At 61.2% G+C, this 14,162-nt stretch carries 18 protein-coding genes; 9 read left to right on the top strand and 9 right to left on the bottom strand.

The annotated features are described in order from the left end of the window. Positions 1-29: 29 nt before the first annotated feature. The 9 genes from hisD to CXP40_RS04155 all read right to left on the bottom strand — a co-directional run bounded on the left by hisD (position 30) and on the right by CXP40_RS04155 (position 6,945). Positions 30-1,337: a histidinol dehydrogenase gene (gene hisD, locus CXP40_RS04195; RefSeq protein WP_106732751.1), complete on the bottom strand. Its 1,308-nt coding sequence runs from the start codon at positions 1,335-1,337 to the stop codon at positions 30-32. A gap of 122 nt (positions 1,338-1,459) precedes the next feature. Beyond that, entirely contained in the window at positions 1,460-2,095 is a 636-nt protein-coding gene (gene hisG, locus CXP40_RS04190; RefSeq protein ID WP_106732749.1) for an ATP phosphoribosyltransferase, read from the bottom strand. A 176-nt stretch (positions 2,096-2,271) separates the two neighbouring features. Beyond that, positions 2,272-3,537, bottom strand: coding sequence for a UDP-N-acetylglucosamine 1-carboxyvinyltransferase (murA, locus tag CXP40_RS04185; RefSeq protein WP_106732748.1), 1,266 nt, complete (start codon positions 3,535-3,537; stop codon positions 2,272-2,274). A gap of 22 nt (positions 3,538-3,559) precedes the next feature. Then, on the bottom strand, positions 3,560-3,799 hold the full coding sequence (locus CXP40_RS04180) for a BolA family protein (RefSeq protein WP_003459267.1): 240 nt from the start codon (positions 3,797-3,799) through the stop codon (positions 3,560-3,562). Positions 3,800-3,916: 117 nt separating this feature from the next. After that, positions 3,917-4,225, bottom strand: coding sequence for a lipid asymmetry maintenance protein MlaB (locus CXP40_RS04175; RefSeq protein WP_106732746.1), 309 nt, complete (start codon positions 4,223-4,225; stop codon positions 3,917-3,919). Then, positions 4,222-4,854, bottom strand: a complete 633-nt coding sequence (locus tag CXP40_RS04170) for a phospholipid-binding protein MlaC (RefSeq protein ID WP_106732744.1) — start codon at positions 4,852-4,854, stop codon at positions 4,222-4,224. Before CXP40_RS04170 ends, CXP40_RS04175 begins: the two co-directional genes overlap by 4 nt. 14 nt (positions 4,855-4,868) lie before the next feature. Beyond that, positions 4,869-5,339, bottom strand: a complete 471-nt coding sequence (gene mlaD, locus CXP40_RS04165) for an outer membrane lipid asymmetry maintenance protein MlaD (protein WP_017678927.1) — start codon at positions 5,337-5,339, stop codon at positions 4,869-4,871. Beyond that, complete coding sequence (mlaE, locus tag CXP40_RS04160; protein ID WP_106732742.1) at positions 5,339-6,136, bottom strand: lipid asymmetry maintenance ABC transporter permease subunit MlaE; 798 nt, start codon at positions 6,134-6,136, stop codon at positions 5,339-5,341. The genes mlaD and mlaE overlap by 1 nt, the downstream gene beginning before the upstream one ends. Next, complete coding sequence (locus CXP40_RS04155) at positions 6,136-6,945, bottom strand: ABC transporter ATP-binding protein (RefSeq protein WP_106732740.1); 810 nt, start codon at positions 6,943-6,945, stop codon at positions 6,136-6,138. Before CXP40_RS04155 ends, mlaE begins: the two co-directional genes overlap by 1 nt. 508 nt (positions 6,946-7,453) lie before the next feature. Between CXP40_RS04155 and CXP40_RS04150 the strand changes: the two genes are divergently transcribed. The 9 genes from CXP40_RS04150 (at position 7,454) to rapZ (ending at position 14,150) form a co-directional block, all read left to right on the top strand. Beyond that, positions 7,454-8,428, top strand: a complete 975-nt coding sequence (locus tag CXP40_RS04150) for a KpsF/GutQ family sugar-phosphate isomerase (protein ID WP_106732739.1) — start codon at positions 7,454-7,456, stop codon at positions 8,426-8,428. After that, entirely contained in the window at positions 8,428-8,949 is a 522-nt protein-coding gene (locus CXP40_RS04145; protein WP_003459242.1) for an HAD family hydrolase, read from the top strand. The genes CXP40_RS04150 and CXP40_RS04145 overlap by 1 nt, the downstream gene beginning before the upstream one ends. Before the next feature lie 8 nt (positions 8,950-8,957). After that, complete coding sequence (lptC, locus tag CXP40_RS04140) at positions 8,958-9,524, top strand: LPS export ABC transporter periplasmic protein LptC (RefSeq protein ID WP_106732737.1); 567 nt, start codon at positions 8,958-8,960, stop codon at positions 9,522-9,524. Further along, positions 9,511-10,050 carry a lipopolysaccharide transport periplasmic protein LptA gene (gene lptA / locus CXP40_RS04135; protein ID WP_106732735.1) on the top strand — a complete coding sequence of 180 codons (540 nt, stop codon included), beginning with the start codon at positions 9,511-9,513 and terminating at the stop codon, positions 10,048-10,050. The genes lptC and lptA overlap by 14 nt, the downstream gene beginning before the upstream one ends. Then, positions 10,050-10,775, top strand: coding sequence for an LPS export ABC transporter ATP-binding protein (gene lptB / locus CXP40_RS04130; RefSeq protein ID WP_013714100.1), 726 nt, complete (start codon positions 10,050-10,052; stop codon positions 10,773-10,775). The genes lptA and lptB overlap by 1 nt, the downstream gene beginning before the upstream one ends. Before the next feature lie 136 nt (positions 10,776-10,911). Further along, positions 10,912-12,405 carry an RNA polymerase factor sigma-54 gene (locus tag CXP40_RS04125; RefSeq protein ID WP_106732733.1) on the top strand — a complete coding sequence of 498 codons (1,494 nt, stop codon included), beginning with the start codon at positions 10,912-10,914 and terminating at the stop codon, positions 12,403-12,405. Positions 12,406-12,504: 99 nt separating this feature from the next. Then, positions 12,505-12,813 (top strand): ribosome hibernation-promoting factor, HPF/YfiA family, encoded by a 309-nt coding sequence (hpf, locus tag CXP40_RS04120; RefSeq protein WP_003459233.1) that lies wholly within the window; start codon positions 12,505-12,507, stop codon positions 12,811-12,813. Between the two features lie 12 nt (positions 12,814-12,825). Continuing rightward, positions 12,826-13,290 carry a PTS IIA-like nitrogen regulatory protein PtsN gene (ptsN, locus tag CXP40_RS04115; RefSeq protein WP_099522490.1) on the top strand — a complete coding sequence of 155 codons (465 nt, stop codon included), beginning with the start codon at positions 12,826-12,828 and terminating at the stop codon, positions 13,288-13,290. Between the two features lie 2 nt (positions 13,291-13,292). Beyond that, complete coding sequence (gene rapZ, locus CXP40_RS04110) at positions 13,293-14,150, top strand: RNase adapter RapZ (RefSeq protein WP_106732731.1); 858 nt, start codon at positions 13,293-13,295, stop codon at positions 14,148-14,150. The last annotated feature ends 12 nt before the right edge of the window (positions 14,151-14,162 follow it).

The following is a 14,162-nucleotide window of genomic DNA, read 5'->3' as shown; positions in this document are numbered from 1 at the left end:
ATCAATAGGCGCGCGTGACGCGCCCTACATCACTTGATTCGGTACTCGGCGCTGCGCGCATGCGCGGTCAGCGACTCGCCACGGGCCAGCACCGAGGCGCTCTTGCCAAGCTCCGACGCGCCATCCGGCGAGCAGAAGATGATCGACGAGCGCTTCTGAAAGTCGTACACACCCAGCGGCGAGGAAAAACGCGCGGTGCCCGATGTTGGCAGCACGTGGTTCGGGCCCGCCACATAGTCACCCAGGGCTTCTGCTGTGTAGCGGCCCATGAAGATCGCACCGGCGTGGCGAATCTCGGGCAGCCAGGCTTCCGGGTCGGCGACCGACAGCTCCAAGTGCTCGGGCGCGATACGGTTGGCCACCTCAATGGCCTGCTCCATGTCCGCCACCTGGATCAAGGCGCCGCGCCCCTCCAGCGAGGTACGGATGATCTCGGCCCGCTCCATGGTCGGCAGCAGCTTGGCGATGCTTTCAGCGACGCGGTCGAGGAAGGCGGCATCCGGGCTGACCAGGATCGACTGGGCATCCTCATCGTGCTCAGCCTGGGAGAACAGATCCATGGCGATCCAGTCCGGATCGGTCTGGCCGTCACAGACCACGAGGATCTCCGACGGGCCGGCGATCATGTCGATGCCCACCTTGCCGAACACATGGCGCTTGGCGGTGGCCACATAGATGTTGCCCGGACCGACGATCTTGTCCACCGGCGGCACGCTCTCGGTGCCGTAGGCCAACGCGGCCACAGCCTGGGCGCCACCGATGGTGAACACGCGGTCGACGCCGGCGATGGCGGCAGCAGCGAGAACGATCTCGTTGATCTCACCACGCGGGGTCGGCACCACCATTACCACTTCCGGCACGCCGGCGACCTTGGCCGGAATGGCGTTCATCAGCACCGAGGACGGGTAGGACGCCTTGCCGCCCGGCACGTACAGGCCGGCGCGATCCAGCGGGGTGACCTTCTGCCCCAGCACCGTGCCGTCGGCTTCGGTGTAGCGCCAGGAGTCCTGCTTCTGCTTCTCGTGGTAGCTGCGCACCCGCTCGGCGGCCACTTCCAGCGCTTGGCGCTGCTCGGCACTGATTCGGGTCAGGGCCAGTTCCAGGCGCTCGCGCGGCAGGATAAGGTCGGCCATGGAGGCGACTTGCAGACCATCGAAACGCTGGGTGTATTCGACCAGGGCGGCATCGCCGCACTCACGCACGGCCTGGATGATTTCCAGGACGCGCTGGTTGACGCCATCGTCGGACACGCTCTCCCAGCTCAGCAGATGATCCAGGTGTCGGGCGAAATCCTGGTCAGCGGCATTGAGTCGGCGAATGGCGATTGGAGCAGTCATGGCTAAGCCTCGTGTGATGGCAAATTTCAGGCGCCGCTAGAGTAGCAAGCCCACCGTGCGGGCACCTGAGAATTTGGCTATGACACGGATAGGCTGCCGCGACCAGAGGTCGCGGTGAGGAATCAGCCTTGGTGTCGCGCCTCGATGGCGCCACGCAGGGTATCTATCAGGGCCTGGATGCGCGCGTGCTGCATTTTCATCGAGGCCTTGTTGACGATCAGCCGCGAGCTGATGGTGGCTATCAGTTCCTGCGGCTCCAGGCCGTTGGCACGCAGGGTGTTGCCGGTGTCGACCACGTCGATGATCTTGTCGGCCAGGCCCACCAGCGGCGCCAGTTCCATCGAGCCGTACAGCTTGATGATGTCGACCTGACGGCCCTGCTCGGCGTAGTAGCGCTTGGCGACGTTGACGAACTTGGTGGCCACGCGCAGGCGGCCTTTCGGCTCCGGCGCACCGACCTTGCCAGCCGTCATCAGCTTGCACTTGGCGATCTGCAGATCCAGCGGCTCGTAGATGCCCTGGCCGCCGTACTCCATCAGTACATCCTTGCCGGCGACACCCAGATCAGCGGCACCGTGCTCGACATAGGTCGGCACATCGGTGGCACGCACGATAAGCAGGCGCACATCATCCTGAGTGGTCGGGATGATCAGCTTGCGGCTCTTGTCCGGGTTCTCGGTCGGCTCGATGCCCGCTGCAGCAAGCAACGGCAGGGTGTCATCGAGAATGCGGCCTTTGGACAGGGCGATGGTCAACATGAAACGGTTTCCTTGAGCGGAAGCGGCCTCCCGAGAGGGGTGGCCACACTATCTGCGATCTCGCGAGCTAGAGTCATGCAAGGCAAAAACAGGCGAGGAAGCGGAGTTTACAAGTTGTAAATGAGCATTCCGAGCCTGTTTTTAACGCAGCAGGACCGACGCGCAGCAGATCGCCATCAACCCGGAACGCGGCGGATCTTGGCGCCGAGCAGTTGCAGCTTCTCTTCGATGCACTCGTAACCACGGTCGATGTGGTAAATGCGGTCGATCAGCGTATCGCCGTCAGCCACCAGCGCGGCCAGCACCAGGCTCGCCGAGGCGCGCAGGTCGGTCGCCATCACAGGTGCGCCCTTGAGCTTGTCGACCCCGGTAACCACGGCCGTATTGCCTTCGACCAGGATATTGGCGCCCATGCGCAGCATCTCGTAGACGTGCATGAAACGGTTTTCGAACACGGTTTCGATGATGGTGCCAGTGCCTTCGGCCACCGCATTGAGGGCGATGAACTGCGCCTGCATGTCGGTGGGGAACGCCGGATAGGGAGCGGTGCGCAGGTTGACGGCTTTTGGGCGCTTACCCTTCATGTCCAGCTCGATCCAGTCCGGGCCGGTAGTGATTTCGGCGCCAGCCTCCTGCAGCTTGGCCAGCACGGCCTCCAGCGTCGAAGGGTCGGCGTCCTTGACCTTGACCCGGCCACCGGTAACGGCTGCCGCGACCAGGTAGGTACCGGTCTCGATACGGTCAGGCATGACGTTGAAACGCGCACCGTGCAGGCGCTCGACGCCGTCGATGATGATGGTATCGGTGCCGGCGCCCTGGATCTTCGCGCCCATGGCGATCAGGCAGTTGGCCAGGTCGACCACTTCAGGCTCACGCGCGGCGTTTTCCAGCACGCTGCGGCCCTTGGCCAGGGTCGCGGCCATCATGATGTTCTCGGTACCGGTCACGCTGACTACGTCGAAGAAGAAGTGCGCCCCGCGCAAGCCACCTTCCGGCGCCTTGGCCTTGATGTAGCCACCTTCGACATCGATGATCGCGCCCATGGCCTCGAGGCCACGGATGTGCAGATCGACCGGACGCGAACCGATGGCGCAACCACCGGGCAGCGCCACCTCGGCCTCACCGAAGCGGGCGACCATCGGGCCGAGCACCAGAATCGAGGCGCGCATGGTTTTTACCAGTTCGTAAGGCGCGACCAGGGTCTTGATCGCACGGGCGTCAACTTCCACCGCCAGCTTCTCGTCGATCACCGGCTCGATGCCCATGCGGCCGAACAGCTCGATCATGGTGGTGATGTCGTGCAGGTGCGGCAGGTTGCAGATGGTGACGGGGGCGTCGCCCAGCAGGGTGGCCGCCAGAATCGGCAGAGCAGAGTTTTTCGCACCGGAAATGCGGATTTCGCCATCGAGGCGAGCGCCGCCGGTAATGATCAGTTTATCCATAGGAATCTCGTCGCCCGCAGGCTCAGGAACGCGCGGCCCAATCGGCCTGGCTGAAGAATTTCATGGTCACGGCGTGGATGCTGCCATCAGCGATCCAGGCATTGAGGTGGGCATAGATCTGCTGCTGACGCTTGACCGGGCTGAGGGCGGCCAGTTCGTCGCTGATCAGGTTGAGCTGGAAGTTGCAGCCTTCGCCTTCGACTTCCACCTGGGTATTCGGGAGTTTTTCCTCTAGGAGGCTTTTTACTTCTGCAGCCTGCATGCTCGACCTCGACTGACGCATTCGGGCACCTGAGCCCGCGGGTCGGCCATGATACAAAAAAGCCTCCCGCCTGCGAACCCCGCCAACACCGGTGCTGACGGAACGACGGAAGACGCTTCACGCTTGCAGCGACAGCAACTCCAGCAGGCCGCTGACCTGAGCGATCTCACGCATGTCGTCGGGCAGCGCACTGATTGTCAGCTCACGCCCTGCCTTGCGTGCATCACGCATGAACGCCAGCAACAGCGCCAGACCGACGCTGCTGGACTTTTCCACTGCGCTGCAGTCCAGTGCCAGACGCGTCGCGCTGCTGGCGGCGATCAGGCGCGCGCCCTGTTCACGTAGCAGCGGGCCGGTACTGTAATCGAGCACACCACTGAGCTGAAATTGCCCAGCGGCGCGCTCGCTGATGTTCGCCTGACTCACGATTCGCCTCGAGCCTGACGCGCCCTGGCCACGGTATCGGCCCAGGTGTCGATAACCTTGTCGAGATCATTACGGTTGTTCTGCATGGACTGGGCGAACTGATCGCGGAACAACTTGCCGACGTTGATGCCGTTGATCACCACGTTACGCAACTTCCAGCCGCCATCCATCGACACCATGGTGTAGGACAGCGGGTAGACCACGCCCTTGCCATCACGAATTTCCATGCCGACCGACGTGCGCTCGCCTTCGGCCCTGCCGCTGGCCGGCAGCACGCGAATGTCCTGATTGTTGTACTCAAGCAAGGCATTGCCATAGAACTGCATCAGGCTGCGCTTGAAGTTCTCCTGAAAGCGGCTCATCTGCTCAGGCGAGGCCTGGCGCGAGTAGCGCACGGTCATCACGCCACGGGCGATGCCATCGACATCCACCACCGGCCCGAGAATCTCGTTGAGCGAGTCGTAGAAAGCATTGGGATTGCTGCGGTACTGCTCCTTGTTGGCCTTGAGGTCAGCCAGCAGGGTTTCGGTGGTTTGCTGCACCACTTCATGGGCGCTTGGCGCAGCGGTGGCCAGCAGCGGCATGGTAGCCAGCAACACCAGCAGGGAGTTACGCACGGTTTTGAACATGTCAGGAGCCCTCATCAATTGGCTTCATCTTTATTGACCGAATTGAGCAGGAATTTGCCAATCAGGTCTTCCAGCACCAGCGAGGACTGCGTGTCGTGAATGGTGCTGCCGTCCTTGAGCACCTCCTCGTCACCACCAACGCTGATGCCGATGTATTTCTCACCGAGTAGCCCCGCGGTCAGGATCGACGCAGTGGAATCCTCAGGCAGGTTATTGACGCCACCATCGAGCTCCAGGGTCACCCGGCCCATGTAGCTGTCACGATCCAGATCGATCGCAGTGACCTTGCCGATGCTCACGCCGGCCATGGTGACCTTGGCGCGCACGGTCAGCCCGGCGATGTTGTCGAAATAGGCGTAGACCTTGTAGGTATCGCCAGCACTGCCGACGCTCAGGCCGCTGACGCGCAGGGCCAGCAACAGCAGGGCCAGCACACCGGCCATGAGGAACAGGCCGACACCAATCTCCAGCGTGCGGTTTTGCATCAGAAATCTCCAAACATCAAAGCGGTCAGAATGAAATCCAGGCCAAGCACGGCCAGCGAGGCGTACACCACGGTGCGCGTGGTCGCACGGCTGATGCCTTCGGAAGTAGGTTCACAGTCGTAGCCCTGGAATACGGCGATCCAGGTCACCACGAAGGCGAAGACGATGCTCTTGATCACCCCGTTGAGCACGTCGTCATAAAAGGAAACACTGTTCTGCATGTTCGACCAGAACGAGCCCTCGTAAACGCCCAGCCAATCCACGGCGACCATGGCCGCACCCCAGATGCCGACCACGCAGAAGATCATCGCCAGCAGCGGCATCGAGATGAAGCCGGCCCACAGCCGCGGCGCGACGATGTACTTGAGCGGATCGACGCCAATCATCTCCAGGCTGGAAAGCTGCTCGGTGGACTTCATGTTGCCGATTTCGGCCGTCAGCGCCGAGCCGGCGCGGCCGGCGAACAGCAACGCGGTCACCACCGGGCCAAGTTCACGCAGCAGAGTCAGGGCGACCATCTGCCCAACAGCCTGTTCGGAGCCATAGCTGACCAGAATGTTGTAGCCCTGCAGGGCCAACACCATGCCGATGAAGATGCCGGACACGACAATGATCGCCAGCGACATCACGCCAACCGCGAACAGCTGCTTGATCAACAGCTGCAAAGGCTTGCCGGCACGGCTGCGACCGAACAGAGCGCTGACCAGAAACAGCACCGAACGCCCCAGTGTCGCGACCACATCGATACCCGCACGACCGAACAGCCGCAGCCGTTCGAGCGGTGAATTTCTGCGCATCAACCTCTCCCCAACAGATCTTCGCGGTAGTCCGGCGCTGGAAAATGAAACGGCACCGGCCCATCAGGAATGCCCTTCATGAACTGACGAATACGTGGATTATCCGACTCCATCAACTCGGCCGGAGTGCCCTGCCCCAACACCTGAGCATCACCGACGACATAGATGTAGTCGGCGATGCTGGCCGTTTCTGCAAGGTCGTGAGACACCACCACACTGGTGATCCCCAGTGCATCGTTGAGCAGGCGGATCAGGCGCACCAGAACACCCATGGCGATGGGGTCCTGGCCGACGAACGGCTCGTCGTACAGCAGAATCTGCGGGTCGAGTGCAATGGCTCGGGCCAGCGCAACACGGCGCTTCATGCCGCCAGACAACTCGTCCGGCATCAGATCCAGCGCCCCACGCAAGCCAACGGCCTGCAGTTTCATCAGGACGATGTCGCGGATCATTTCCTCAGGAAGCTTGGTGTGCACGCGCAGAGGGAATGCCACGTTCTCGAACACATCGAGATCGGTGAACAGCGCGCCGCTCTGGAACAGGACGCCCATCTGCTTGCGCATATCGAACAGCTCATCACGCGAGAGCTTCGGCAGACTGACGCCGTCGACGCGAACATCGCCTGCAGAAGGACGCAGCTCGGCAGCGATCAGCCGCAGCAGCGTGGTCTTGCCGCAGCCGGAGGGGCCCATGATGCCGGTGACCTTGCCGCGCGGAATGCGGATATCGACCTTGTCGAAAATCGATCGCGCGCCACGCTGAAAGCTGACGCCCTGCAACTCGATCGCGTACTCGTGCTCGGCGCTCATCTGAACTCCTTGAAAATAAGGCCTTCCTGGCAGACGCCGCCTCCAGAAGCGAAGACACGCGCCAACTAGGGTCTGCTCCCGTTTCATCGCGAGCCGCGTTGCCGCGAGAAATGATCCCCGGTTAGGCGCAGGACGCCGGTAATGGTCGCCCCTTGCCAAGTCCTGCAACGACAGCGGGGACCATTTTCCCGCGCAACCCGGAGGGCCGGGCCTGTTTTGCAGCGATGCGGTGTTACTCGATGACTCATTTAGACGACTAAACTTCGCATCTCGTGCCTTGCGTCGAGGCAAAACAGGCTCCGGCGCGGCCGCGAGCGAAACAGGAACAGACCCTATCGGGCCAAAATGGCCGCGAACTATAGCATTTGCCCAACATGCCGCCCAATAGCGCCCCAAAGCGGCGTTCAGACTTGCGACAGTTCCGACGTTGGCTCGTTGCACCGAGGGTGAGCGCGGGAAGCTTTTCCGTTTATAATCCCCGTCTTTTTTCGCCCGACAGCCTTACTCAATGAACCAGACCCGCGACCTGATTGATTCCGCGCAGCGCACCATCCGCCTCGAAATTGAAGCGGTGCAGGAGCTATTGCCCCGTATCAATGCCGACTTCATCAAGGCCTGCGAGCTGATTCTCAGCTGCAAGGGCCGCGTGGTCGTGGTTGGCATGGGCAAGTCCGGGCATATCGGCAACAAGATCGCTGCAACTCTGGCCAGCACCGGTACCACGTCGTTCTTTGTCCACCCGGCAGAAGCCAGCCATGGCGACATGGGCATGATCACCAAGGACGACATCGTTCTGGCACTGTCGAACTCTGGCTCGACCGCCGAGATCGTTACCCTGCTGCCACTGATCAAGCGCCTCGGTATCCGCCTGATCAGCATGACCGGTAACCCTGAGTCGCCGCTGGCCAAGGCCGCCGAGGTCAATCTGGATGCACGCGTCTCGCAGGAGGCCTGCCCGCTGAACCTGGCACCCACTTCCTCGACCACTGCCAGCCTGGTACTGGGCGACGCCCTGGCTATCGCCCTGCTCGAAGCGCGCGGCTTCACCGCCGAAGACTTCGCCTTCTCCCATCCGGGCGGCGCCCTTGGCAGGCGCCTGCTGCTCAAGGTAGAGAACGTGATGCACAGCGGCGAGAGCCTGCCTCAAGTCACACGCGGCACCAGCCTGCGTGACGCCCTGCTGGAAATGACCCAGAAAGGCCTGGGCATGACCACCGTCCTGGAGGCTGATGGCCATCTGGCTGGGATCTTCACCGATGGCGACCTGCGCCGCGCACTGGACAAGGGCATCGATGTACGCGATGCCCGGATCGACGACGTGATGACGCCGCATGGCAAGACCATTCGCGCCGAGATGCTCGCAGCCGAAGCCCTGAAGATCATGGAAGACAACAAGATCAGCGCCCTGGTGGTAGTCGACGGTGATGATCGCCCAATCGGCGCGTTCAACCTCGGCGATCTGCTGCGCGCGGGAGTGATGTAATGAACGAACTACTGCAACGCGCACGCGCCGTGAAACTGGCGATCTTCGACGTCGATGGCGTGTTGACCGACGGCCGCCTGTACTTTCTCGAAGACGGCAGCGAGTTCAAGACCTTCAACACGCTCGACGGCCACGGCATCAAGATGCTGATCAACTCGGGCGTGCGCACGGCCATCATCAGCGGCCGCAAGACACCTGTGGTGGAGCGCCGCGCCAACAACCTGGGTATCCAGCACCTGTTCCAAGGTCGTGAAGACAAACTCGTGGTACTCGACGGCCTGCTCGCCGAACTCGGCCTAAGCTATGAACAGGTCGCCTATCTCGGTGACGACCTGCCGGACCTTCCGGTGATTCGTCGTGTCGGATTGGGCATGGCCGTGGCCAGCGCCGACAGCTTCGTCCGCCAGCATGCCCACGGCGTAACCCAGGCGCGCGGCGGTGATGGTGCGGCGCGGGAATTCTGCGAACTGATCATGCGTGCCCAAGGCACACTGGATGCGGCCCAAGCCGCCTACCTGTAGAGAACAGCATGCCGCGTAAAATCCTCAATACCCTGATCTTTGCTCTGATTGCAGTCGTCGTGGCCGCACTCGGTTACTGGAACCTTGCCCCGGACAGCGCGCGCCTGACCCAGCAGACCAGCGATGACAACGTCGTCGACTTCTATGCGGTAGGCGCGCGTACCGTGCAGTTCCAGGATGACGGCAAACTGCACTACCGCATGACCGCGGACAAGCTCGAACACATCAAAAGCACCGACATTACCCTGGTCGATACCCCCAAGCTGAAGCTATATCGCGGCACCGAGTTGCCCTGGGAAGTCACCAGTCAGCGTGCCGAAGTCTCGCCCGGCGGCGTCGAGGTAGAACTGATCGACGACGTGCGCATCGCCCGCACCGACGCCAAGAACCGTCCAACCATCATCACCAGCAGCCGCATGACCGTTATTCCTGACAAGGAATATGCGCAGACCGAGCAAGCCGTTAGAATCGTCGCGGCCAACGGGGTAACCACGGCACAAGGAATGAAAGCGTACTTGAATGACGGCAGGATGCTCCTGCAGTCCAACGTAAGAGGCCAGCATGAGGTTCGTTAATACCCTCCCCCTGATTCTCAGCCTCGGCGCCGCATTGGGAAGCGCGGCTGCCTGGGCACTGCCATCGGATCGCGATCAACCGATTCGCATCCAGGCCGACAGCGCAGAACTGGATGACCGACAAGGTGTAGCCGTCTACCGCGGCGATGTGATCATCACTCAGGGCACCCTGAAGATCACGGGCGACACTGTCACCATCACCCAGACCGCCAGTGGCGACATCGACGTCTTCACATCGGTCGGCAATCTGGCCTACTACGAGCAGAAGCCGGCGGCGGACAAGGACATCGTCAAGGCCTACGGCAAAACCATCCAGTACTTCGCCAGCAATGAGCGCATCGTACTGATCGACCAGGCCAAGGTGATTCAGGAAGGCAATACCTTCGAAGGCGAGAAGATCGTCTACGACACCCGCCGCCAGATCGTAAACGCCGGTCGCGCTACAGGCGGCAACGTCAGCACACCGCGCCCGCGTATCGACATGGTCATCCAACCGAAGAACAAACCCGCGGATCAGCAGCAGTAATGGCCATTCTCAAAGCCCAACACCTGGCGAAAAGTTACAAGAGCCGCCAGGTCGTGCGTGACGTCAGCCTGAGCATCGAAAGTGGTCAGATCGTTGGCCTGCTCGGCCCCAATGGTGCCGGCAAGACCACCTGCTTCTACATGATTGTCGGCCTGGTGCGCGCCGACCAAGGCCGCGTGCTTATCGACGATCTCGATGTCAGTCATCAGCCCATGCATGGCCGCGCTCGCGCGGGCATCGGCTACCTGCCGCAGGAAGCGTCGATCTTCCGCAAACTGTCGGTGGCCGACAACATCATGGCCATTCTCGAAACGCGCAAGGACCTGGACCGCGCCGGACGCCAGGCGGAGCTGGAAAACCTGCTGCAGGAATTCCATATCCACCATATCGCCGACAGCCTCGGCATGAGCCTGTCCGGCGGTGAGCGACGCCGCGTAGAGATTGCCAGAGCCCTGGCGACCAATCCCAAGTTCATTCTGCTCGACGAACCCTTTGCCGGTGTCGACCCGATTTCGGTTGGCGACATCAAGCAGATCATCCACCACCTCAAGACCAAGGGCATCGGCATTCTGATCACCGATCACAACGTGCGCGAAACCCTGGACATCTGCGAAACCGCCTACATCGTCAACGATGGGCAACTGATCGCCGAAGGTGACGCCGAGACCATCCTCGCCAACCAGACGGTGAAAGAGGTATACCTGGGCCACGAGTTCCGCCTGTAGGTCGCCCGCTATTTCGCTACAGAAATATTGCAACCCCTAGGCAAAAACGAGAAATTCAGGCATATAATTTGCTTCCTGGCGGCGCTTCGGCGCCCTGATGTGGAAGGCGTAACTCGCCAGTAAATTAAGGTCTGCAATGAAACCATCGCTAGTCCTCAAGATGGGCCAGCAGCTGACGATGACCCCGCAGCTGCAACAGGCTATCCGCCTCCTCCAACTGTCTACTCTGGACCTGCAACAGGAAATCCAGGAGGCGCTGGAGTCCAATCCCATGCTCGAGCGCCAGGAAGAAGGCGACGACTTCGACAACAGCGATCCAATGGCTGATGGCGCCGAAAGCGCCACTCCGACCCCGAACAAGGAAGAGAGCTACCAGGAAACCACCCCGACTGTGGATAACCTGGAAGAAGGCGACTGGGGCGAGCGCATTCCCAACGAGCTGCCAGTCGACACAGCCTGGGAAGACATCTACCAGACCAGCGCCAGCAGCCTGCCCAGCAACGATGATGACGAGTGGGACTTCACCACTCGCACCTCCAGCGGCGAAAGTCTGCACAGCCACCTGCTCTGGCAACTGAACCTGGCGCCCATGTCGGACAAGGATCGCCTGATCGCGGCGACCCTGATCGACTGCATCAACAACGACGGCTACCTCGAAGAAACCCTCGAGGAAGTGACCGAATCCTTCGACCCCGAACTGGATGTCGAAATGGATGAAGTGGAAGTGGTGCTGCACCGCATCCAGCAGTTCGAACCAGCAGGTATCGGCGCCCGTGACCTGCGCGAATGCCTGCTCCTGCAACTGCGTCAGTTGCCCGCTAACACCCCCTGGCTGAGCGAAACCCAGCGCGTGGTCGGCGATTATCTGGAACTGCTCGGCAGCCGCGATTACGCCCAGCTGATGCGCCGCACCAAGCTCAAGGAAGACGAACTGCGCCAGGTCATCGACCTGATCCAGCGCCTGAATCCGCGTCCGGGTTCGCAGATCGAATCCAGCGAGCCGGAATACGTGGTGCCCGACGTGATCGTGCGCAAGCACAACGAGCGCTGGCTGGTGGAACTGAACCAGGAGGCGATGCCGCGCCTGAGGGTCAACCCGCAGTATGCCGGCTTCGTCAAACGCGCCGATTCCAGTGCCGATAACACCTTCATGCGCAACCAGTTGCAGGAGGCCCGCTGGTTCATCAAGAGCCTGCAGAGCCGCAACGAAACGCTGATGAAGGTAGCCACGCAGATCGTCGAGCACCAGCGTGGCTTCCTCGACTACGGCGACGAGGCGATGAAGCCTCTGGTATTGCATGACATCGCCGAGGCAGTGGGTATGCACGAGTCGACCATTTCACGCGTTACCACACAGAAATTCATGCACACCCCGCGTGGCATTTACGAGCTGAAATATTTCTTCTCCAGCCATGTCAGCACCTCTGAAGGCGGCGAATGCTCGTCCACCGCGATCCGCGCGATCATCAAAAAACTGGTTGCAGCAGAAAACGCGAAAAAGCCGTTGAGCGACAGCAAGATCGCTGGTTTACTGGAAGCACAAGGCATCCAAGTCGCCCGTCGGACGGTCGCCAAGTATCGCGAGTCCCTCGGCATAGCGCCCTCGAGTGAGCGCAAACGACTGATGTAGGCCAGATTGACTGAAGGCCTAAAGCCTTCAGGCCAAAGTGTTCCGGCGGCGGGTCGAACCAGACCCGTCTCTTACACAAGGCAACAAGGAGAAAGCGGTATGCAAGTCAACATCAGTGGACATCAGCTGGATGTGACCGACGCCCTGCGTGACTATATCGGCGAGAAACTGGGCCGACTGGAACGCCACTTCGACAAGATCACCAACGTACAGGTGACCATGGAGGTCGAAAAACTCAAGCAGAAGATCGAAGCCACCCTGCACATCGCCGGCGGCGAAGTCGTCGCCAACGCCGAACATCAGGATATGTACGCTGCCATCGACCTGTTGGCCGATAAACTCGACCGTCAACTCATCAAGCACAAGGAAAAGCAGCTCGAACGCCTGCAAGGCGCCACGGCCCGCTGACATTCCCTATCCATGATCCGACTTGAAAATATCCTGACCCCCGGCCGTTCCCTGGTGAACGTGCCGGGCGGCAGCAAAAAACGTGTGCTCGAACAGATCGCCAATCTGGTTGCACGCGATCTGCCCGACCTGGATGCCCAGGACATCTTCGAAAGCCTCATCGCCCGCGAGAAGCTTGGCTCCACCGGCTTCGGCAACGGCATTGCCATTCCCCACTGCCGCCTGGCTGGCTGCAGTGCCCCGATCAGTGCAGTCCTGCACCTGGAGACGGCAGTCGACTTCGACGCCATCGACGGCGTGCCGGTCGATCTGCTGTTCGTACTTCTGGTGCCGGAGGCGGCAACCGATGCCCACCTCGAACTGCTGCGCCAGATCGCCAGCATGCTCGATCGCCAGGATGTACGTGAACGTCTGCGCCAGGCCAACAGCGGCGAAGATCTCTTTCAGGTCGTCGTGGACATTCAGAACGGTCAATAAACATGCGCCTGATCATCGTCAGCGGTCGCTCGGGCTCGGGCAAGAGCACCGCCCTCGATGTACTTGAGGACAACGGTTTCTACTGCATCGACAACCTGCCAGCCGGCCTGCTGCCGGATCTTGCCGAGCGCTTCCTGCCGCATAGCGACATGCTGCTGCCGCAGGTGGCCGTCTCTATCGATGCGCGCAACCTGCTGAGCCAGCTCAAGCGCTTCCCGGAGCTGCTCGATGAAGTGCGCAAACGCAATATCCGCTGCGATGTGCTCTATCTCGATGCCGAAGACGAAACCCTGCTCAAGCGGTTTTCCGAAACCCGCAGACGCCACCCGCTGACCAACGACAACCGTTCGCTGGCCGAGGCCATTGCTTACGAGAGCCAGCTGCTGGCTCCGATCACTGATCGTGCCGACCTGAAGATCGATACCACCCGGCTGAATCTCTATCAGTTGCGTGACACCCTCAAGCTGCGCCTGCTGGGCCTGACACAGACCGGCACCGCCTTTCTCGTCGAATCCTTCGGTTTCAAACGTGGCATGCCAGTGGACGCTGATCTGGTGTTCGATGCGCGCTGCCTGCCCAACCCTTACTGGAAACCGGAGCTGCGCGACCATTCCGGGCTGGATCAACCGGTGATCGACTATCTGGCCGCGCAACCGGAGGTCGAAGAGATGTATCAAGACATCCTCGCCTACCTGGAAAAATGGCTACCACGCTTCGCCGCCAGCAACCGCGCCTATGTCACCATCGCCATTGGCTGCACCGGTGGCCACCACCGTTCGGTGTACCTGGCCAACCGCCTGAGCCAGGCACTCAAAGACTCGCTGAAGAACGTCCAGGTGCGTCACCGCGACCTCAGCTAAGGAATCCTGCCG

The sequence above is a fragment of the Pseudomonas sp. YY-1 genome, from assembly GCF_002843095.1.
Lineage (GTDB): Bacteria > Pseudomonadota > Gammaproteobacteria > Pseudomonadales > Pseudomonadaceae > Aquipseudomonas > Aquipseudomonas sediminis_A.
This window is presented reverse-complemented; position numbering and strand designations above follow the sequence as displayed.

Coding starts and splice junctions, on each gene's coding strand:
- CXP40_RS04150 (WP_106732739.1), top strand. CDS start 7,454: ATGAACCAGACCCGCGACCTGATTGATTCCGCGCAGCGCACCATCCGC.
- CXP40_RS04170 (WP_106732744.1), bottom strand. CDS start 4,854: ATGTTCAAAACCGTGCGTAACTCCCTGCTGGTGTTGCTGGCTACCATG.
- mlaE (WP_106732742.1), bottom strand. CDS start 6,136: ATGCGCAGAAATTCACCGCTCGAACGGCTGCGGCTGTTCGGTCGTGCG.
- hisD (WP_106732751.1), bottom strand. CDS start 1,337: ATGACTGCTCCAATCGCCATTCGCCGACTCAATGCCGCTGACCAGGAT.
- CXP40_RS04155 (WP_106732740.1), bottom strand. CDS start 6,945: ATGAGCGCCGAGCACGAGTACGCGATCGAGTTGCAGGGCGTCAGCTTT.
- CXP40_RS04125 (WP_106732733.1), top strand. CDS start 10,912: ATGAAACCATCGCTAGTCCTCAAGATGGGCCAGCAGCTGACGATGACC.
- hisG (WP_106732749.1), bottom strand. CDS start 2,095: ATGTTGACCATCGCCCTGTCCAAAGGCCGCATTCTCGATGACACCCTG.
- CXP40_RS04145 (WP_003459242.1), top strand. CDS start 8,428: ATGAACGAACTACTGCAACGCGCACGCGCCGTGAAACTGGCGATCTTC.
- rapZ (WP_106732731.1), top strand. CDS start 13,293: ATGCGCCTGATCATCGTCAGCGGTCGCTCGGGCTCGGGCAAGAGCACC.
- CXP40_RS04180 (WP_003459267.1), bottom strand. CDS start 3,799: ATGCAGGCTGCAGAAGTAAAAAGCCTCCTAGAGGAAAAACTCCCGAAT.
- ptsN (WP_099522490.1), top strand. CDS start 12,826: ATGATCCGACTTGAAAATATCCTGACCCCCGGCCGTTCCCTGGTGAAC.
- lptB (WP_013714100.1), top strand. CDS start 10,050: ATGGCCATTCTCAAAGCCCAACACCTGGCGAAAAGTTACAAGAGCCGC.
- murA (WP_106732748.1), bottom strand. CDS start 3,537: ATGGATAAACTGATCATTACCGGCGGCGCTCGCCTCGATGGCGAAATC.
- lptA (WP_106732735.1), top strand. CDS start 9,511: ATGAGGTTCGTTAATACCCTCCCCCTGATTCTCAGCCTCGGCGCCGCA.
- hpf (WP_003459233.1), top strand. CDS start 12,505: ATGCAAGTCAACATCAGTGGACATCAGCTGGATGTGACCGACGCCCTG.
- mlaD (WP_017678927.1), bottom strand. CDS start 5,339: ATGCAAAACCGCACGCTGGAGATTGGTGTCGGCCTGTTCCTCATGGCC.
- lptC (WP_106732737.1), top strand. CDS start 8,958: ATGCCGCGTAAAATCCTCAATACCCTGATCTTTGCTCTGATTGCAGTC.